Here is a 20,453-nt window from a genome sequence, read left to right on the forward strand (position 1 = left end):
CGGTTTAAATGACTCAGCCATTGATATCCCGGTGCAGCTCTTCATACATCAGCTCACGCATGCGGAACTTTTGAATTTTACCGGTAACTGTCATCGGATACTGCTCAACAAACTTGATGTAACGCGGCACTTTGAAATAAGCCACCTTTTCGGTCAGGAAGTGACGGATTTCATCTTCAGTGACAGTACTGCCGGGGCGCATCTTGATCCAGGCACACACCTCTTCACCGTATTTTTCACTCTGTACCCCGAATACCGCGGCATCCTGAATATCCTGATGAGTGTAGAGTTTCTCTTCAATCTCCCGCGGATAGATGTTCTCACCGCCCCGGATAATCATGTCTTTGATGCGGCCAACTATCTGCACATAACCTTCGCTGTCCATCACCCCGAGATCGCCAGAGTGCAGCCAACCATCCTTGTCTATGGTGGCTTGGGTTTTGGCCGGATCGTTCCAGTACCCCAGCATCACACAGTAACCTCGGCTGCACACCTCACCCGGCTGACCTACAGGCACTATTTCACCGAACTCATCGATAATCTTCACCTCGGTATGGGGCAGAGCCCGGCCCACGGTAGTAACCTGCTTCTCCAGCGAGGACTCGACCTCTGTCATGTTATTGATCGGGCTGCATTCGGTTTGACCGTAACCGATTACGACTTCCGTCATATGCATCAGCTTATGCACCCGTTTCATCACTTCCTCGGGGCAGGTGGCTCCGGCCATCACTCCGGTGCGCAAACTGCTGAGGTCATAATCCCGGAAGTTGGCCAACTCCAATTCGGCGATAAACATGGTCGGTACCCCGTGAAGTCCGGTGCAACGCTCCTGCTCAACCACCTTGAGGGTAATAGCAGGATCAAAGGCATCGGATGGGAACACGGCCGTGGCACCTTTAGCCAGACAGACCAGGTTCCCCAGCACCATGCCGAAGCAGTGGTACAGAGGCACGGGAATACAAAGCTTGTCGTCCGGGCCAAAGCCCATGGCGTCGGCCACCAGCATGCCGTTGTTGAGAATATTGTGGTGGGTCAGCGTGGCGCCTTTGGGGTTCCCCGTGGTGCCTGAGGTGAATTGAATATTGATGGCATCATGGGGCGATAAACGCTCACCTATGCCTTTGAGATCGGCATATTCCGCCTCAGAGCCCATGGCACATACATCAGGGAAATTCAGCATGCCCGGCGTCTTGTCACTGCCGGTGCGAATAACGCAGCGCAGTTCCGGCAGACGGCTGGACATCAGTTTGCCGGGCTCGGCATCACTGAGCTCCGGCGCCAGCTCATTCAGCATCGCCAGGTAATCGCTGGACTTGAACTTGTCGTGGGTGATAAGTGCCTTGCAGCCCACATTGGTGAGTGCATATTCCAGCTCTTCCGGGCGATAAGCCGGGTTGATGCACACCATGATGGCGCCAATTCTGGCGGTGGCAAACTGAGTCAGACACCACTCGATATTATTGGGCGACCAGATCCCGACCCGATCCCCGGGGCCGATACCCAGTGCCAGCAGGCCTGTGGCCAGCTTATCTATCTCTTCAAGATAGCGCGCATAACTCCAGCGCAGTTGCTGATGATGCATCACCACGGCAGTGTTGTCCGGATAACGGTTGCAGATATCCTGCAGATACTGGCCTATGGTCTTGTCTATCAAGGGAGTATTACTGTGCCCCAGATAACGGCTCTGGGACAGAGGTAAATCATTGGGTTGCTTGCTTGTCTTGTTGGCAGACATCTAAGCCTCCGTGCGTTGTTTTATCGTTATAGGAAGAGTCTGTCACCCTGAGCCGGCGGCCCTCCCCTCACAGTGTGAAGCCATATTGGCGGCATCTGAAAAGTATCAAAAACAGCGGCAATGATTGGCTTTCACTGCGGCCTGGGCGCAGGGTTCATAACGACTCTAACGAATGGCGCATTGGAATAACAAGCAAGGAAACCGGCTTTTAGACTAAAGAATAATGGCTCAAAAACCATCAGGGCCCTCAAAGGAGCCCTGAATAAAAAGTCTGCCGATGACGGGATCATGGCAGCAAAATGGACAATATAAGATCAGCCCCCGGATATTCTCAGGCCGCCTTTTGCAGTTGCTGCATTCTTTCCAGTAAGGCCAACATGACCCCCTGGCGGCGCATGTTCTGCAGGACACCCGGGCTGAAACGCTCAAGTCGCACCATGGCACTGAGCAGCAAGCGGCATTCATACAAGGAAGCATCGGCGATATATTCAGGCCTATCGACCATATGGCTGTTTTGGTACCAATCGTCCCAACTGAACTCGTTGAGCAGCATGCCTTGGCGCTTCATTTCAGCAACAAATTTGTGGACTGTCGCGGGATTGTAATCCTGTTCCCCGCGGGCAAAATCATGACGATAGGTTTGATAATCAGCAGTTGAAGCTGTCAGGCTAAGCGTGGCCATAGGCGACTCCTAATCTTTTACATCGATTATCACAATAATGCATAATCTACCAATCTAATGAGGTCAGTCTGCCCTTGCCTTGCTGAATAAGTGCTTAACAGGCTGGTAAGCTTTTCTGGTAAAAACACTCAAGGAGTGCCAGCATGAAGTACTGGTTGATGAAATCCGAACCCGATGAATTCAGTATCGGCGATCTACAGCGGGTCAAGGTGGAACCCTGGTGCGGGATCCGCAATTATCAGGCCCGCAACTTTATTCGCGATGAACTGCAAATCGGCGACGCCATTTTGTTCTATCATTCCAGTTGCAAAACGCCGGGCGTGGTGGGCACTGCCAGAGTCGTCGGCAAGGCCAAAGCCGATACCACGGCCTGGGATCCAGAGTCACCCTACTTTGATCCCAAGTCGAGCCCAGAGTCACCGCGTTGGTTCCAGCTGGATATCGGCTTTGAACGTCAGTTTGCCAGAGCAGTCAGCCTGAAAGAGATCAAGGCAGACTCGCAGCTCGAACATATGTATCTGGTACAAAAAGGGGCCAGGCTGAGCGTGCAACCGGTCACAGAGCAGGAATGGCAACGTATTCTTCTACTCGCAGGAGAGAAACTATGACAAACAAACTATCCAAAGCCTTGTTAGCAATCAGCCTGGGTGCCCTGCTGGCCAGTCCGGCCGTTTTGGCCAAGCAGGATAAAGACCACAAAGATTTGCCCCCTGGCCTGCAAAAGAAAGCCGCCCGGGGTGAACCTTTGCCTCCGGGTTGGCAGAAGCGCTATCACAGGGGCGATATTCTTGATAATGATATCTATGCCCGCGGCCGCGTGGTTGTGCCGCTGGGCAATGATGGCCTGATAACGGTCGACATTGAAGGCACACTGTTCAAGCTGCACGACAAGACCCGCAGGATCATTGAGATCCTGGAACATTGATACCGTTATCAAAAGCCCTAAGTTCAAAAGCAAAAAGCCATGGTAGAAACCATGGCTTTTTTGTTTGTCGGCAAAATAGGTTAAGCGCTTGACTGCCTTTCTTCGCTGCTATCTTTACTGCTATCTCTGCTGATAGTTTCGCAAATAGCGCTTTAGCGCCCATCCAGCATACGGCCAATTCCACCAAGCACTGAGCCCTCTCCCCTGTCACTGCCACCGGCGGAAGGCGCATGGGCAATGATCCTGTCGGCCATACGGGAAAACGGCAGGCTCTGCAGCCACACTATGCCATGCCCTGAAAGTGTCGCCAAAAATAAACCTTCACCACCAAACACCATGGACTTGAGAGAGCCGGCCCTCTCTATGTCGTAATCGATGCCGTTGGTAAAGCCCACCAGACAGCCGGTATCCACTCTCAGGGTTTCGCCCTTAAGCTCTTTACGGATCAAGGTGCCACCTGCGTGAATAAAGGCCATGCCATCACCCTTGAGGCTCTGCAAAATAAAGCCTTCACCGCCGAAGAAACCGGTTCCCAGGCGCTTATTGAACCTCATGGTCACCTGGGTACCCATAGCCGCGGCCAGAAAACTGTCTTTCTGCAAAATGAGTTCACCGCCGACCTCATCGAGATCGATTGCCAGGATGGTGCCGGGATAAGGTGCGGCGAACGACACCCGACGTTTGCCCTGGCCCTGATTGCTGAAATGGGTCATAAACAGGCTTTCACCTGTCAGCATACGTTTACCGGCCCCCATCAACTTGCCAAAGAATCCTGAATCCGGCTCTGAGCCATCGCCCATGCGCGCTTCAAAACTGATCCCTTCCTCCATGTAAGTCATGGCGCCCGCCTCGGCGATCACGGTTTCACCGGGATCCAGCTCCACCTCAACCAGCTGCATGCTCTCGCCCTTGATCTCATAATCCACTTCATGGCTGTTCTTGCTCATTGAAACTCCCCCTCAATGGTTTAGGGTCTGAATGACCTGGCACTCAGTCTATGACATAAAATGTCAAAACAGCAAGTGAGGAGACGGATGTGATTTGAGTAAAAAGTAACAGAATGCTTCAACCCAGACCGCTGGCATTATCCCCCTGAAAGCGCTCAAACTCCTCCAGAATCAGCTCAGTAAACAGCCTTCCTGCACGGCCAAGAGGCCGCTCCAGCGTCGACACCAACTGAGGAATAAAACGAAAACGGCTGCCGCCGACAAAGTCCAGCTCACTTAAATCACCACAAGCCAACTCTTCGGTTATCAGGAAGTCCGGCATCCAGCCAAAACCCAGGCCCTTGAGCAAGGCGTTCTTTTTCATGATGAAACCGGAGAGATAAAAGACCTTGTCGCCGCCGAACTGCAGCTCATCGCGCTGGCTCTTGACCGGTGATGAGTCTTCGATGGTGAGCTCCACATGTTGCTGCAATTCTGACAGGGTAATGCCGCGGCGCGAAGTCAAGGGGTGGTCTTTACCTGCCACCAACACACTGGTGATAGCAGGCAGGGGCTTGGGGTGGTAACTGGGGCCACTGCGATAGTCTTTCACCAACATAAGATCGGCGCTGTCGCGCTCAAACCTGTGTTGTACCCCACCGAGAAACTCCATATTGAGCTGGATTTTGGTCGGGATCTTATGCTCTGTCATGCGCTTGAGGGCGGTCATGATAGGCTCCATCGGCAAGGCGCCGTCTATCACCAGCTCCAATCTGGGCTCCCAGCCCTCACTGAAACGGCTGGCCAGATGCTCTATATTGCCAAGATGCGCCAGCAAGCGTTGTCCCTCGGCCAAAATAACCCGCCCTTCGTGAGTCAGCTCGGCCCGGTATTGATTACGGTCAAGCAGATTAACGCCAAGATATTGTTCCAGTTTCTTTATCTGATAACTCACCGCCGACTGCGCCTTGTGCAGACGCTCTGCCGCCTTGGCAAAACTGCCCTCTTCCACCACCACCTTAAGCACATTGAAGGCGTCGATATCGATACGCAAGGTTTACACTCCCGTAAATCCAACAAGACAATCAAATTTTTAGATTGAGTATGCCGAATAATTATTCTTTTTTTTGTACAAGCGCGCAACTAAATTGAAAGATAGATCACAAAAACGGCTCATTTGCGCTGCTAGCGACCGGCAATTCCGACAGACAAGAGCGCAAAGAGAACAAGAATAACAACAGTGGCCGCCGAAGGTTCCCAAAGAAGGTTAACAGCAAGCGCCACCAAGGAAGAGTCAGATGCCATTTTATGTAAAACAGGGGCAGGTTCCCAACAAGCGCCATATCGCATTTGAGAAGCCATCCGGTGAACTCTACCGTGAAGAGCTGTTTTCAACCCATGGCTTTTCCAATATCTATTCCAACAAGTACCACCACAATATGCCTACCAAGGCGTTAACCGTTGAGCCTTTTGAGCTCAGCCATGGTGAAGTGTGGCAGGACTCCCTGGTACAGAACTATAAACTGGACAGTAAACAGGCCGACAGACAGGGGCACTTCTTCTGTGCCCGCAACAAGATTTTCTTCAATCAGGATCTGGCGATTTATACTGCCAGAGTCACCGAGGATACCGAGCTGTTCTACCGCAATGCCTACGCCGACGAAGTGGTATTTGTCCACGAGGGTGAAGGCGAGCTCTTAAGCGAATACGGCAAGCTCAAGGTGCAAAAGTGGGACTACCTGGTGATCCCCCGCGGCACCACCTATCAGTTGAAATTCAAGGACTACAGTAATGTGCGCCTGTTGGTGATCGAATCCTTCTCCATGGTGGAGATCCCCAAACACTTTCGCAATGACTATGGCCAGTTGCTGGAGTCAGCGCCCTATTGCGAGCGGGATATCCGGGTACCCGAACTGACAGAGGCCAGGGTCGAGCAAGGGGAGTTCCCACTGGTCAGCAAGTTTGGCGACAAATATCAACTGACTCAGCTGGAATGGCATCCTTTTGATCTGGTGGGTTGGGACGGTTTTGTCTACCCCTGGGCCTTCAACATCACAGAGTACGCGCCCAAGGTAGGCAAGATTCACCTGCCCCCCTCAGATCATCTGGTGTTTACCGCCCACAACTTTGTTATCTGCAACTTTGTTCCCAGACCTTACGACTTCCATCCCAAGGCGATCCCGGCACCTTACTACCACAACAATATCGACAGTGACGAGGTGCTCTACTATGTGGACGGCGACTTTATGAGCCGCACCGGCATAGAAGCCGGTTACCTGACACTGCATCAAAAAGGTGTGCCTCATGGGCCGCAGCCCGGACGCACCGAAGCCTCCATCGGCAAGAAAGACACCTATGAATACGCCGTTATGGTGGATACCTTTGCCCCGCTGCAGTTAACCACCCATGTGCAAAGCTGCATGAGTACTGATTACAACCGCTCCTGGCTCGAAGGCTGAGCCCGGAAACGAATATCCAGCAAGGCCATCAGAGAATGGCCGCAAGCAACATCATTGAAGAGGACATAGAAATGGCAAGCGAAAAGAATCCACTGGGACTGCTCGGTATCGAATTCACCGAGTTTGCAACCCCGGACAGTGATTTCATGCACCAGGTCTTTATCGACTTTGGTTTCTCCATGCTGAAAAAAGCCAAGGACAGGGAGATTTTCTATTACAAGCAGAATGACATTAATTTTCTGCTCAACAAGGAGCGTCAAGGCTTCAGCGCCGAATTTGCCAAGCACCATGGCCCGGCCATCTGCTCCATGGGGTGGCGGGTAGAAGATGCCAATTATGCCCTGCAACTGGCGGTATCCCGCGGCGCCCGTCCGGCAGATCAGGCCCACACTGATCTGCCCTACCCGGCAATCTATGGTATAGGCGACAGCCTGATTTACTTCATCGACCGTTTCGGCGAGCAGGACAATATCTACAAGACAGACTTTGTCGACCTGCCTGCCCCTGTGATAGTCCCTGAAAAAGGCTTTATGGAAGTGGATCACCTGACCAACAATGTCCACAAGGGTACTATGGAACAATGGTCTGATTTCTATAAGGATATCTTCGGATTCACCGAAGTGCGTTACTTCGATATCAGCGGCGTACAAACCGCCTTGGTCTCCTACGCCCTGCGCTCTCCCGATGGCAGCTTCTGTATTCCCATCAATGAGGGCAAGGGTGACGACAAAAACCAGATTGATGAGTACCTGCGCGAATATAACGGCCCGGGCGTGCAACATCTGGCGTTCCGCACCAGGGATATCGTCGCCTCGCTCGATGCCATGGAAGGAACCTCAATCGAGACCCTGGACATCATCCCTGAATACTACGACACCATCTTCGACAAGGTGCCTCAGGTGACGGAAAACCGTGACAAGATAAAGCATCATCAAATTCTGGTGGACGGGGATGACAGTGGCTATCTGCTGCAGATCTTCACCAAAAACCTGTTCGGCCCCATCTTTATCGAAATTATTCAGCGCAAGAACAACCTCGGCTTTGGCGAGGGTAACTTCAAGGCGTTGTTCGAATCCATCGAGCGCGATCAAATGAAGCGTGGCGTGCTGTAACCGATAGCGAAATCACCTGTTTGAGACCGATCTGATGATCGGTCTCTTGTTTTCCGCCTTAGTATATTGAGCGCTGCAATTTTTTACTTTGTCACCCGGTAGGATTTCATTAGACTGATCTCCCTTTTTGAGAGACAGCTGTACCCAAAATGCAAGACTACGCCCTGCTCGCCGCTTTTATTCCAACCTTTTTCTTTGTTTCCGTTACCCCGGGAATGTGCATGACCCTGGCCATGACACTGGGGATGAGCATTGGGGTGCGCCGCACTCTGTGGATGATGCTGGGTGAACTCGTGGGGGTCGCCCTGGTGGCTTTGGCTGCCGTGCTGGGTGTAGCCACGGTTATGTTGAAACATCCAATGATCTTCCAGGGGCTCAAATATCTTGGCGGTGCCTATCTTATCTGGCTCGGCATCAATATGTGGCGGGCCAAGGGCAAGATGGCCAATCTGGACCAACCCCGAAGTATCAAGCGCACAGCGTTGATCTCCCAAGGCTTTGTCACCGCCATTGCCAATCCCAAGGGCTGGGCCTTTATGATTTCCTTGCTGCCTCCCTTTATCAATCTGCAGCAACCTATGGCACCGCAACTGACGGCACTCATCGGCATTATCATGTGTACCGAGCTCATCTGTATGCTGGCCTATGCCAATGGCGGCAAGAGCCTGAGGCTGTTTTTGAGCCGTGGCAACAATGTCCGCCTGCTCAACCGGATAGCCGGCAGCCTGATGTTGGGGGTCGGTGTCTGGCTGGCGCTGGGTTAATCGCCCTTTTTGTAGGGTAAGGCCTGCTGCAACTGCGCTTGATACAAGCGGTTGTTGCCGGCCTCTGTTTGACAGAAATCGGCTATCGCCTCCCGAAAGCCCGGATGCGCTATGCCATGCAGCGAATAGGTGGTGACACACTCAAAACCGCGGATAAGCTTGTGCTCCCCCTGGGCCCCGGCGTTAAAGCAACTGAGGCCGTTCTCGATGCAATAGTCAATCCCCTGCCAGTAACAGGCCTCGAAATGCAGCGCCGGGATCTCCTCAAGTGCGCCCCAATAGCGGCCATAAAGAGTATCTTTCCCCTGCAGATAAAGCGCGCATGCCAGCGCCTGTTGCGGCGTTTCACCCAAGCGGTGAACCAAGAGCAAACGCACCTCGGCCGCCATCAACTTACCGAGTTGCTTGAAAAAGTCGGGCTGAAGATATCCCCGGTGGCCGGAGCGTTTCAGGTAGGTTTGCCGATAGCAGCGATAGAAAAGCTGCCAGTGCCAATCTTGCAGTTCATCGCCCCTGAGCCAGACAAACTGCAAGCCAGCCAAGGCGCGGCGCTCTTTGAGAATATTCTTGCGCCGTTTGGAGTTGAGCCGCGCCAAAAAATCATCAAAGTTGCTGTAACCCCGGTTAAACCAATGAAACTGCGTTCCTTCCCGCACCAAGGTCTGGGGCAAATGCCGCAATGACTCGAGTTGCACCTCATTGACAAACAGCCAATGCCAGGAGGAGTAGCTTTCGAGCAGTTGCCAAAACAGTTTCCCCAGCGCCTGCTGGATATCAGCGGCCGCCGCCCTGGCCTCAGGCGCTATCCCGAGTCTTGGGCCGGTGACAGGCGTAAAGGGAATGGCGCAGACCAGCTTGGGATAATAGGCTTCACCGTGGCGCTGATAGGCATCGGCCCAGGCCCAGTCGAACACATATTCGCCCCAGGAGTGCTCCTTGAGATAGAGAGGCATCACAGCCAAACGCCTGTCGTTGCAAAACAGCTGTAAATGCATGGGTTGCCAGCCGGCTGCGGCGCAAACACTGCCACTTTGCTCCAGCGCCTTCAAAAAAGCATGTCGGCAAAAAGGGTTGTCCGGCTCTGTTTTTCCATCTTCAGCCAGACACAGATCCCACTCGGCGGCGGGGATCTCATCAATGCCGGCGGCAAAACGCCACTGCAAGTGCTTATTGTCCAAATTTATTCCATATGCCGAGGCAAACTTGCAATCAAGGATAATTGGCGGCACATTGCATAGCAACTTAAGCAAAAGCAGTATAAGGAAATATAGTGCGTCTGATAAAACCGCTGATCTTCGCCGTCGCTCTGGCTCTGCCTGCAGCCTCCACCCTGAGTTACAGCCCACAAGCTACCGCCAACGAATCCTCGATTTACAGTGAAATGGCCACAGCCCAGCCCGTTTGGGCCAAGCACGGCATGGTTTCCAGCCAGGAGGCACTGGCTTCCCGTATCGGGGTGGATATTCTCAAGCAAGGCGGCAACGCAGTAGATGCAGCAGTAGCCGTGGGTTATGCCCTGGCAGTAACTTTGCCCCGGGCCGGCAATATAGGTGGCGGCGGTTTCATGCTGGTACACCTGGCGAAGGAAAACAAGACCATAGCCATAGACTATCGGGAGATGGCGCCTTCCAAGGCCCACAGGGATATCTTCCTCGATGACAAGGGCAATGCGGTCAATAAACTCAGCCGCGAGCACGGCCTGGCGGTGGGCGTTCCCGGCACTGTGATGGGCATGGAGCTGGCCCTGTCCAAGTATGGCACCATGAAACGGGAGCAAGTGATAGCCCCGGCGATCAAACTGGCGCGGGAAGGGATCAGCGTTACTTCAGATCTGGCCAACTCCCTCGATGGGGTTAAGCGCCGCATCTCCCAATGGCCAAGCTCTGCCGCCATCTTCTACAAGGCAGATGGCAGCAGCTTTGTACCGGGCGAAATCATCAAGCAGCCTGAGTTGGCTCACTCGCTGGAGCTGATTGCCAAACAGGGCAGCAAAGGATTTTACCAAGGGGAAACCGCCGAGAAACTGGTGAGTGCCATTCAGGCCGCCGGCGGCATCATGACCCTTGAGGATCTCAACAACTATCAGGCCATAGAGCGCCAGCCGGTGCGCGGACACTATCGAGGCTATGAGGTGGTTTCCATGCCGCCACCATCATCGGGTGGCATCCATATCATAGAAATCCTCAACATTCTCGAGCAGTACCCCATCCATGATCTGGGCCACAACACCGCCGCCACTTTGCATCTTATGGCCGAGGCCATGAGACGGGCCTATGCCGATCGCAGCGAGTATCTCGGCGATCCGGATTTCTATCCTGTGCCGGTCAAAGCCCTGTTGAGCCCGGATTATGCCCAGACATTGGCCAAGAGCATCGACAGCAAGCACGCCACCCCTTCAAGCCAGGTCAAACCCGGCAAATTGGCCCCTTATGAAAGTGACCAGACAACTCACTACTCGGTCGTGGATAAATGGGGCAATGCGGTATCCAACACCTATACCCTCAACTTCAGTTATGGCTCTGGGCTGGTGGCCGATGGTACAGGGATTTTGCTGAACAATGAGATGGATGATTTCTCAGCCAAACCCGGCACCCCCAACGGTTATGGCCTAGTGGGCGGTGAAGCCAACTCGGTACAGGGCAACAAGCGGCCACTGAGCTCCATGAGCCCGACCATGATAATGAAAGACGGTCAGCCGTTTCTGGTTACCGGCAGCCCGGGTGGCGCCAGGATCATTACCACAGTGCTGCAGATCATCATGAATGTGATTGACCACGACCTGAATATCGCCGAAGCCAGCTTTGCGCCGCGAATGCATCACCAGTGGCTGCCAGATGAAATTCGGGTTGAGCGCAGCCTCAATGGTGACACCATAGCGCTGCTGGAAGCCATGGGCCACCAGGTCAAGGTCAAAAGTTCCATGGGCAGCACCCAGAGCATTATGGTGACCGAAGAAGGTAAATTTGGTGCATCTGACCCGCGCCGTGCCGGCAGTGAGGCAGCGGGCTACTGAGCCCAGTTACCTAAACCCAAGCCACTGAAAAAGCTCCTGAGACAGGTTTCCTAAACAAAGTAGTAAGGCGACGGGCATTAAATTCGGCTTAACTCTCATTTGAAACAGTTCCATTTAGAACAGCTCCATTGAAAACAGCTCCGCAGATGCCACTCTTGCGGAGCTGTTTTTTACACTGAACCAAGGTTCACTTTTAACAAACCGGCGGCTTAACCTCCGCGCATTGGCGTGGGCTAAATACGCGCTAATTCAATCCAGAGCTTTCATTTCTGCTACCTGAGATGCAATTAACAAGCCATCAATAACTCTCTTATTTATAAGCATTTATCAATCCATTCAGGCGGCACATATCCTTACTTCTGACAAGTAAAAACTCAGATAGCGGCACTTTTGGTGATTATGACACCAATATATGTTCAAAATTAAACCACAGCTCAAAATTCAACCTATCACACTGTTTTTAATCAGGAATTTTATGTGAAGCCAATCAATTTATCTTTTATTTATCAAAGTTATCATCTGCATCGCTTTAAATGGAACTTTTGTATCTAAAAAGGTGGATGGGCGTAATCAAGGCGCTCTAATTATTTTGGGATAGAGAATGAAGAAGACGACTTTGCTTGCAGCGTCAATTGCACTGGCACTGGCCGGTTGCGGCGGCAGCGACAACAATGACAACCCCACAGCCAAATCATTTTCGGTCACAGCCATTGATGGTTATCTGGTGAATGCCGACGTTTATGCCGGCGAAAACTGCCAAACCAAAGTGGCGACAACCGGCAAAGGCGGTATTGCCCGGATCGATGGCCAATATCAGGGACAAACACTGTGTGTTAAGGCCATTGCCGACAAAACCATGGATGAAAGCCGCGGCTTGGTGAAAAAAACCTTTGAGCTCAAGGCCCCGGCAAGCAAAGATGCCAACAGCCAGGTGATCAGCCCGCTGACCGACTTGGTTGTCAAGCATATGGACGCCAACCAAGGTGTATCCAAGGCGGATGCCGAACAAGTTGTGTCGGCTCAATTTGCTGAACTTAAAGCCGAACCAGAGCTGCTGTTTGGTGACTATCTGGCCAAGAGTAGTGCCAACAAGGTCGCTCAAGCGCTGAACATTGTCGGCGAGACGCTGGTTAGCCATCAGGGCCTGGCTGAAGCGCATCTGCAACTCTTGGTTGAAGATGTGGCTGCCAAGGTGGAAGCCGGTGACAAACTCGACGACTACGAGCCGGTGATCACCCCAGAAGGCGGTGTAGAATCCAACCACAGACCTCATATTGCCTTGAACAAGGCCGAGCTGGACAAGCTGACCCAAATTGAAGTGGAACTGGGTCAGCCGATGACTGCCGTAGATTTGTCAGCCGCTTTTGCCGACAAGGACAACGACAGCTTCACTCTGAGCCTGATGGAGGAAGATGGCAACATAGCACTGGAAACCCTGGGCCTGGCATTCGATGCCAAAACAGGCGTACTCAGCGGCACACCTAAGGTAGCCGGTGAAATTGAGCTGCACGCTTACGCCACCGACAACAAGGGCGCCCGCTCATACCCACTGGAAATTGAGATTGAAGTCAGCAGTATCAACCATGCTCCTGTCATCAACCCGGCTGAAAAAGCCGAACTGGAAGCTGAACTGGCGCGCATGTCGCTGACAGTAGGCAATCAAATCGATCAGGTGATTGACCTGGATGAGCTGTTTGGCGATCAGGATAAAGATCAACTGACCTTCAGTGCCATGACGGATATGCAAGGTATCGCCCTGAAAATTGAGCAAGGTGACTCATTGCGTTTGTCCGGCAAGCCTCTGGTTGCCGGCGACTTTGTGATCACTGTGACAGTCAATGACGGCAAACATGCAGCTGTGAAGACCGACCTCAAAGTCAAGGTTGCCGATAACGGTGTCGAACCAGAGCCCAAACATCCGCTGGAAGGCAAAACCTGGTTCACTACAGAATGGGGTTCTGCCGACGAGAACGACGACGGTGTGATGCAAGTATGGTGCGACACTCTGGAGTTCAAAAACGGCTCTGTGCTGCGTAATGTCCGTACTCAAGACAACCTCAGCGAATGTTCTGCCACTGCAACCGTGGAAGTCTCTACTTATATCATTAATGAACTAGGCCAAATGGTGCTGGAGTACGGCGATGATGAAGGTGTTGAACATCAGGAAACCATCAAACTGAACGACGCCATTGCCGGTGTCGGTGACAATGCCAAAGTGCTGCAACTTTGGGACGGTCGCTATACCCTGTTCAGCAAAGCCGATGATGTAGAAAAACGTCTGGATATTGAGTCTGATGACGATGCCCAAGGTCGTATGTTTACAGCGGAACTGCCGGCGGCCACAGAAGCAAGCTATCAGCTCGGTCACCTGACCATGCAGATGACAGCGGCGGATAATGGCGGCGCCAAGGTGGGGCTCTACTTCGATGTACCCAACACCGACTTCAGCTGTGATGAGGTAAGGGAGTTTTACGACCTCAACCTCAGCTACGAAGGTATGGAATATCGCATTCCAGCCTATCTGTTCCCCGGTGAAGAAAATGGTATCGAATACTGCCAGGCGCAATTCGATATCGAGCAGCCTGTTGTCGGCAAGATCTACAGTGTTATAGGTCATGTTACCGAAGAGGATGCCGGTCTGGTGGAAGAGATTAAAGCCAATATCCAATGGACAGGGACAGGCAATAACGAGTGATACCGCTAAATAGAATCGGCGCCTTGACTGAATAGGGCTCTGATGCCGTGAACTCTACCAAGCCGATGGGCAAGATGCTGACCGGCTTTTTTATCTCAAGTAAACCCGCTCTACCTTTCTTAAGTGGCTCGTAGCATGTAACGCCGCATATTTATTCCCCTTGGCAAAAACACAACTCCCGCCTGGCTTTGGCTTTAGCTTTAGCTTTAGCACTCACTTGGCATCACCCACAAACGTTGGGAAAGTCACAACCTTCAAACGGAATAGCAAACTGTTTATAACAGGTGGGAGTCCCCCGGAATCAGGCTATAGTTATTGTACATTTGTCTAATAGCCAATCCTTGATGGGGAAGTAAATGAATATTAGAGACTTAAGTGTCGTTAAAAAAATATGGGCGAGTTACCTGGTCGTCTTTGTGGTATTTGCTGCTGTAGCCATATTATTGGTACTGAGCCTGTCGGCATTGAACCAAAATATCAAGGTGCTGACCGACAAGAGCCTGCCTTCAGTGGCCATATTGAAAGGTATCCAGGTCGATATCACCAAGGTTCGAAAAGATGAGTTTTCACTGCTTCCCAATATAGACAACCCGCAAATAGGTGAATGGCTGCAAGGGCTGGATAAACTGAGAGCCGACGTTCAGGCGGGCATAGTTGCCTACGAAGCTTTGGAACTGAGCAGGCAAGAGCAGAACGCTTTTAAAGCCTTTAAAGACACCTGGAATCAATACATTCAGGAAACCCGTTCCTATAATGAGCTATTGAAAAGAGGTGATGCGACAACCGCCAATCAGGTGATCCTCTCCAGCTTTGATACCTATTCCCGCGCCTTGACGAGTCTCGACAATACCTTGGGGCTCAATGATGAATTAATCAATAAAATCAGTGATGACGTTCAGCATGAAGCCTCATTGACCCAGTACGGTGCCGCCATAGGTGCGCTCATCATCATAATGGTGATAGCCCTCTCCTCTACCTTGCTCTCGCGGGCAATTTGCCGCCCCATAGACAGGGCCCTGAAATTCGCCGCCAAGATAGCCAAGGGACAACTGAATAACGCCATAGATGAGCAGGCCCTGACCAAAGATGAGCTGGGAACACTACTGAAAGAGTTGGTCACCATGCAGGCCAACCTCCACTCTTTGGTGTCTGAGATCAGCGACTCCACCATCCAACTGACCGCAGCTGTGGAGGAAGTGAGTGCCATTTCGGCGCAAAATGCCTCGAGTATGCAAAACCAGCAATCAGAGCTCAGCTCTGTCGCATCGGCCATGACCCAAATGCAGGCAGCAGTCGCCGAAGTGGCTCAAAACACCGAGGCCGGGGCAACGTCGGCCTATTCGGCAACCGAAGTCGCCAAACAAGGCACTGCTACCTTGCAACGTACAGTGGCGGTTATCGAGCAAGTGTCCAAGAGCATTCAGCAATCCGATCTATTGGCAAGGGAGCTGGAATCAAGCTCAAACAACATCAATATGGTGGTCGACGTTATTCGCGGCATCGCGGAACAAACCAACCTCCTGGCACTGAATGCCGCCATAGAAGCGGCCAGAGCCGGTGAGCAAGGACGTGGATTTGCCGTGGTCGCGGACGAAGTGCGCTCTTTGGCGCAGCGCACTCAGGATTCAACCTCGCAAATTGTCGACATCGTCAATCAACTGCAGGAAAACAGCAGCAAAATCGGTCTTTCCAGCCAAGAATGTCAGACGGGTATCACCCAATGCGTAGAGCAGGTTAACGAAGCCGGAAACCAAATAACCGAAATAGAGCACTCGGTGGAAAACATCGCCCAAATGAGTACTCAAATTGCTACCGCCTGCAGTGAGCAAAATGCGGTATCGGAAGAGTTGAACCGCAGTGTCGACCATATCAATAACGTGTCGACCGAAATGGCCGAAGGGGCATCGCAAACGGCCATAGCGTGTCAGGAGATCAGCAACTTAACCCATAGCCTCAAAGCCAGGATGGAAGTATTCAAGCTCTGAGTCAACATTAACCCAGCTTCTGTGGCTTACGGCGAATCCCGCCAAGCCACAGAGGCCGGCTCACCATGGAAACAGCCGATAAGCTGACTGGATAAAGAGTGTGGTCAGTTTGCCTTTATCAAGGCCAGAAAACCTCTGCCAAGGCTGACTTATCCAGTGGACAGGCTTTCAGCTCATTAAACGCGGCATCGCCCTGTATCTGATGCCAGATTGACATCAGCATTCTGCTCATTGATAAGCATAGCGACCCACTCATATTGGATTGGATCCTCGCTCTTCCCTGAGCTTTGCCACCTTGGTTGCCAAGAGCGGGACGTCCCAAGCTTCTATAAAAAAACGCCCCGGTGATTTACTGCCTTACCGGGGCGTGGTTGGAGGGTTGCGGCCTGAGGCCGCTTTTACAGTAAAGCAGCACTGTTATTCGAAGCGCTGTAACTCAAAGCACTGTTATTCAAAGTGCTGTTACTCAAAGGCGATTCGAAGAACAGCCATTCCAATCACTGTCAGTCGAAGAAGCGTCGTCCTTCTGCGGCCATGGTCTTGAGCAATTCACTCGGGGCGAATCTGTCGCCGAAGCGGCTCTGGAAGCGTTCCAGCTTGGCCAGCAACTGATCGGCGCCCATGGTGTCTATATAGTGGAAAGGCCCACCGAGGAAAGGCGGGAAGCCAATGCCGAAGATGGCGCCAATATCACCATCGCGGGCAGAGGCTATGATGCCCTCTTCCAGACACCGCACCGCTTCATTGAGCATCTGCACCACACAACGCTCTGCCAGGTTGGCATTTTCGGCGCCAACACCCGGCGCTATCCCCAGCACCTGATAAACGCTCTTGTCCACTTCCTTCTTCTTGCCGGCTTTGGGACCGTAGAGATAGAAGCCCTTGGCGTTCTTGCGCCCCTTGCGGTCATCGGCGAGCAGCTTATCGAAGGCAGAGGGAGCAGCGAAACGCTCACCCAACTCTTTTTCGAGTATCGGCGAAATCTTGGCGCCCACATCAATACCCACTTCATCGAGCAGAGTGATAGGGCCGACCGGGAAACCAAACTTCACCAGTGCCTTATCCAGACTCTCGACACTGTTGCCCTCAAGCAGCAGCTGAGCCGCTTCATTCATATAGAGCGCCAGAATACGATTCACATAGAAACCGGCGCCATCTTTCACCACTATCGGCGTCTTGCCCTGTTTGCGGGCAAAGGCCACTGTGGTGGCTATCGTCTGGGGCGAGGTCTTGTCGTGAGCAATCACTTCCACCAGCGGCATCTTCTCTACCGGCGAGAAGTAATGCAGGCCGATGACGTTTTCCGGCCTGGCGGCGGCTTCGGCAATCTGACCTATGGGCAGAGACGAGGTGTTGGAAGCAAAAATAGTGTGTTCACCGCATTCGCGCTCGATATCCCGCACCATTTGATGCTTGAGGCTGAGATCCTCAAATACCGCCTCGACCACTATGTCGGCATCCTTGACCCCGACATAATCTGTAGTCGTCGTCATCAAGGCCATCTGCTTATCACGCACCGCCGGGGTCATATGCCGACGCTTGACGCCCTTATCCAGCAACTTATAGGCATAGCCCAGCGCATTGCTGAGTCCCTGCTCACTGATATCCTTGACCCGCACCGGAATTTTGGCCTTGGTGGTGGTCACTGAGGCGATACCGCCGCCCATCAGGCCACCGCCGAGCACTACGGCCTTGTGAACCGGACTGGGCTCAGCACCTTCGGCGCCGGTTTCCTTTTTCATTTCTGTGGTGGCAAAGAAGATGGAGCGCAGCGCCGCCGACTCGGGCGTCATCACCAGCTCGCCGAAATGGCGCGCCTCTGTGGCCAAACCTGCCTCTAGCCCCTGGCTCATCCCCACCCGCACACAGTCGATGATCTTGTCCGGCGCCGGATAGTTACCCTGGGTTTTTCTGGCAACCTGTTTACGGGCCTGATCAAAGATGATTTTCTGCCCAAAGCCGTTGCTTTCGAGCAGCTTGTTCATCATAGGCTTATTATTTTTGCCTTTACCGCGCTTGGCTTTGCCGGCCAATGCCAGTTCAACCGCCGCCTCCAGCAGAATCGACTTGGGCACCACATCGTCCACCAGCCCCATCTTCAGCGCCTGCTTGGGGCGAACCTGTTTACCGGTAAGCATCATATCAAGCGCTGTGGTGATCCCCACCAGGCGTGGCAGACGCTGGGTACCACCACCGCCCGGCAGCAGACCTAGCTGAACTTCCGGCACCCCCAACATGGTTTTCTTGTCGTCACTGCACACCCGCAGATGGCAAGCCAGTGCCAGCTCGAGGCCGCCACCGAGACAGGCGCCGTGAATGGCTGCAACCACGGGGATCTTCAGCCCTTCAAGTTCGGCAAACACCTTATGCCCTGAGCTCGACAGCTCGCGGGCATCGGCGGCGCTTTGACAGGCATCGAGCATGGAGATATCGGCGCCGGCCACGAAGGAGTCAGGCTTGCCTGAAATGATCACCAAGCCCTTGATACTGCTGTCCGCTTTGATTTCGCTCAGCAAGGCGCTAATCTCAGGGCCGAATTCGGCCTTGAGGGTATTCATGCTTTCGCCGGGTACATCCATGGAAAGAATGGCAATGCCATCGTCGCGGCGGCTGAGGCTAAAACTCTTGTTGCTGTTTTCCATCTGCAATTACTCCACTTCCACTATCATTGCCACACCCAGACCACCGGCCGCACAGGCGGTTGTCAGCCCCGTACCGCCACCGCGGCGTTTCAGTTCATTACACACTTGGGTGATCAAGCGAGTGCCCGTGGCCGCAAACGGATGGCCATAGGCCAGCGAGCCGCCGAGCACGTTGAACTTGCTCATATCGATTTCACCAATGGCGCGGCTCTGACCGAGTTTTTCCTCGGCAAACTTCTTCGAGGCAAACATCTTCATATTGGCCAAAGTCTGGGCGGCAAAGGCTTCATGCATCTCTATCAGGGTCAGATCTTCGAGCTGCATACCGGCGCGTTTCAGCGCCAGTGGCGTGGCGTAGGATGGCCCCATCAGCATATCCTCCCAAACATCTATGGCGCTGAAGGCATAGCTCTTGATATAGCCAATGGGGGTGTAACCCAGGGCCTTGGCTTTGCCTTCGCTCATCAGGATCACCGCCGAGGCGCCATCGGTCAGCGGGGTACTGTTGGCGGCGGTGACACTGCCGTGCTTGCGGTCGAATACGGGTCTGAGTTTGGCGTAAGACTCAAGGGACGAGTTGTCGCGGATATTGTTGTCACGCTCGATAAAACTCTTGTAGGGCGGTACATGAGCCACCATCACTTCATCCTTGAGCTTGCCTTCATTCCAGCTCTGGCTCGCCAGGGTATGAGAGCGGTGGGCCAGCGCATCCTGATCGGCACGGCTGATGCCGTGGCTCTTGGCCATCTGCTCGGCGGTTTGCCCCATGGACAGGCCGGTGGAATATTCGGCCACAGCAGGCGGCACAGGCAAAAGATCTTTAAACCCCAGACGGCGAACTATGTTCCACTTCTGTCCCAGGGTGCGGGCCTTGTTGAGATCGACCAAGGCATGGGCCAACTTGCGGGACACCCCGATAGGCAGCACAGAGGAGGAGTCCGAGCCCCCGGCTATGCCTATTTCGATATTGCCCGTCATGATCGACTCGGCAATATTGACAGTGGACTGAAAACTGGTGGCACAGGCGCGGGTAACACTGTAGGCATCTGTGTGCAAATTCATGCCGGTACCCAGGACAATTTCACGGGCAATATTGGGCGCTGCCGGCATCTGTACGACCTGGCCATAGACAAGCTGCTCAATCAGCTTGGGGTCCAATTCACTGCGACTGAGCAGCTCATTGACCACCATCTTGCCCATATCCAGCGCCGATACGCCGTGAAACGCCGTCGCCTGTTTGGCGAACGGGGTACGCAGACCTGCCACTATGGCAATCCGCTCGCCCCTGGCATTGGTTACCTGTTGTCTGTCACTCATTTGTCACCCTCTTTACAGTGGCGCACGCCGAAAACTGGCCCTGACGCTGCGCTTTATTGTTTTTCCATAAGAGACCCGTACTGCCCTAAACAGGTCTGACCATTAAAAATGTGATCTGATTCTAACTTCTTGTTGGCCGGTTTTAAACACCTGTTTGTTTTTTTAACACTAGCCAAGGGCGCAGGGAATTCTTTACCA

At 53.0% G+C, this 20,453-nt stretch carries 15 protein-coding genes; 8 read left to right on the plus strand and 7 right to left on the minus strand.

Going from position 1 to position 20,453, the window contains the following annotated elements:
* Nucleotides 1–13 precede the first annotated feature (13 nt).
* Both ON072_RS05525 and ON072_RS05530 read right to left on the minus strand, forming a co-directional pair.
* On the minus strand, nucleotides 14–1,735 hold the full coding sequence (locus ON072_RS05525) for an AMP-binding protein (protein WP_144190760.1): 1,722 nt from the start codon (nucleotides 1,733–1,735) through the stop codon (nucleotides 14–16).
* A gap of 331 nt (nucleotides 1,736–2,066) precedes the next feature.
* Nucleotides 2,067–2,417, minus strand: coding sequence for a DUF6508 domain-containing protein (locus tag ON072_RS05530; protein WP_025011120.1), 351 nt, complete (start codon nucleotides 2,415–2,417; stop codon nucleotides 2,067–2,069).
* Between the two features lie 143 nt (nucleotides 2,418–2,560).
* Here ON072_RS05530 and ON072_RS05535 point away from each other — a divergent pair, with 143 nt between their 5' ends.
* Both ON072_RS05535 and ON072_RS05540 read left to right on the plus strand, forming a co-directional pair.
* Nucleotides 2,561–3,025 carry an EVE domain-containing protein gene (locus ON072_RS05535; RefSeq protein WP_025887185.1) on the plus strand — a complete coding sequence of 155 codons (465 nt, stop codon included), beginning with the start codon at nucleotides 2,561–2,563 and terminating at the stop codon, nucleotides 3,023–3,025.
* Nucleotides 3,022–3,342, plus strand: a complete 321-nt coding sequence (locus ON072_RS05540; RefSeq protein WP_144190759.1) for a hypothetical protein — start codon at nucleotides 3,022–3,024, stop codon at nucleotides 3,340–3,342. Before ON072_RS05535 ends, ON072_RS05540 begins: the two co-directional genes overlap by 4 nt.
* Before the next feature lie 152 nt (nucleotides 3,343–3,494).
* Here the strand turns inward: ON072_RS05540 and ON072_RS05545 are convergent, their stop codons facing one another.
* Nucleotides 3,495–4,289 (minus strand): TIGR00266 family protein, encoded by a 795-nt coding sequence (locus tag ON072_RS05545; RefSeq protein ID WP_044734707.1) that lies wholly within the window; start codon nucleotides 4,287–4,289, stop codon nucleotides 3,495–3,497.
* A 118-nt stretch (nucleotides 4,290–4,407) separates the two neighbouring features.
* Nucleotides 4,408–5,322, minus strand: a complete 915-nt coding sequence (locus ON072_RS05550; RefSeq protein ID WP_025011124.1) for a LysR family transcriptional regulator — start codon at nucleotides 5,320–5,322, stop codon at nucleotides 4,408–4,410.
* Between the two features lie 244 nt (nucleotides 5,323–5,566).
* On the opposite strand from ON072_RS05550, the gene ON072_RS05555 reads away from it, so the two are divergent.
* The 3 genes from ON072_RS05555 to ON072_RS05565 all read left to right on the plus strand — a co-directional run bounded on the left by ON072_RS05555 (nucleotide 5,567) and on the right by ON072_RS05565 (nucleotide 8,603).
* On the plus strand, nucleotides 5,567–6,727 hold the full coding sequence (locus ON072_RS05555; protein WP_062793383.1) for a homogentisate 1,2-dioxygenase: 1,161 nt from the start codon (nucleotides 5,567–5,569) through the stop codon (nucleotides 6,725–6,727).
* A gap of 71 nt (nucleotides 6,728–6,798) precedes the next feature.
* A complete protein-coding gene (gene hppD / locus ON072_RS05560; protein ID WP_045282736.1) occupies nucleotides 6,799–7,839 on the plus strand; it encodes a 4-hydroxyphenylpyruvate dioxygenase in 1,041 nt (346 codons plus the stop codon).
* 149 nt (nucleotides 7,840–7,988) lie between these two features.
* Nucleotides 7,989–8,603, plus strand: coding sequence for a LysE family translocator (locus tag ON072_RS05565; RefSeq protein ID WP_025011125.1), 615 nt, complete (start codon nucleotides 7,989–7,991; stop codon nucleotides 8,601–8,603).
* On the opposite strand, the gene ON072_RS05570 is transcribed toward ON072_RS05565, so the two are convergent.
* Complete coding sequence (locus tag ON072_RS05570) at nucleotides 8,600–9,781, minus strand: GNAT family N-acetyltransferase (RefSeq protein WP_223828838.1); 1,182 nt, start codon at nucleotides 9,779–9,781, stop codon at nucleotides 8,600–8,602. The two genes, ON072_RS05565 and ON072_RS05570, sit on opposite strands and share 4 nt — an antisense overlap.
* A 92-nt stretch (nucleotides 9,782–9,873) precedes the next feature.
* Here ON072_RS05570 and ggt point away from each other — a divergent pair, with 92 nt between their 5' ends.
* The 3 genes from ggt to ON072_RS05585 all read left to right on the plus strand — a co-directional run bounded on the left by ggt (nucleotide 9,874) and on the right by ON072_RS05585 (nucleotide 16,296).
* Nucleotides 9,874–11,616, plus strand: a complete 1,743-nt coding sequence (gene ggt / locus ON072_RS05575) for a gamma-glutamyltransferase (protein ID WP_186295236.1) — start codon at nucleotides 9,874–9,876, stop codon at nucleotides 11,614–11,616.
* Between the two features lie 601 nt (nucleotides 11,617–12,217).
* Nucleotides 12,218–14,311 carry a hypothetical protein gene (locus ON072_RS05580; RefSeq protein WP_208169797.1) on the plus strand — a complete coding sequence of 698 codons (2,094 nt, stop codon included), beginning with the start codon at nucleotides 12,218–12,220 and terminating at the stop codon, nucleotides 14,309–14,311.
* Nucleotides 14,312–14,667: 356 nt separating this feature from the next.
* On the plus strand, nucleotides 14,668–16,296 hold the full coding sequence (locus tag ON072_RS05585; protein ID WP_261752959.1) for a methyl-accepting chemotaxis protein: 1,629 nt from the start codon (nucleotides 14,668–14,670) through the stop codon (nucleotides 16,294–16,296).
* Between the two features lie 503 nt (nucleotides 16,297–16,799).
* On the opposite strand, the gene fadJ is transcribed toward ON072_RS05585, so the two are convergent.
* Together fadJ and fadI are read right to left on the minus strand one after the other, a co-directional pair.
* Entirely contained in the window at nucleotides 16,800–18,938 is a 2,139-nt protein-coding gene (gene fadJ / locus ON072_RS05590) for a fatty acid oxidation complex subunit alpha FadJ (RefSeq protein ID WP_190532420.1), read from the minus strand.
* Between the two features lie 6 nt (nucleotides 18,939–18,944).
* Complete coding sequence (fadI, locus tag ON072_RS05595; RefSeq protein ID WP_025011130.1) at nucleotides 18,945–20,255, minus strand: acetyl-CoA C-acyltransferase FadI; 1,311 nt, start codon at nucleotides 20,253–20,255, stop codon at nucleotides 18,945–18,947.
* Nucleotides 20,256–20,453: the final 198 nt, after the last annotated feature.

It is taken from the genome of Shewanella sp. K8 (genome assembly GCF_028823715.1).
Lineage (GTDB): Bacteria > Pseudomonadota > Gammaproteobacteria > Enterobacterales > Shewanellaceae > Shewanella > Shewanella algae.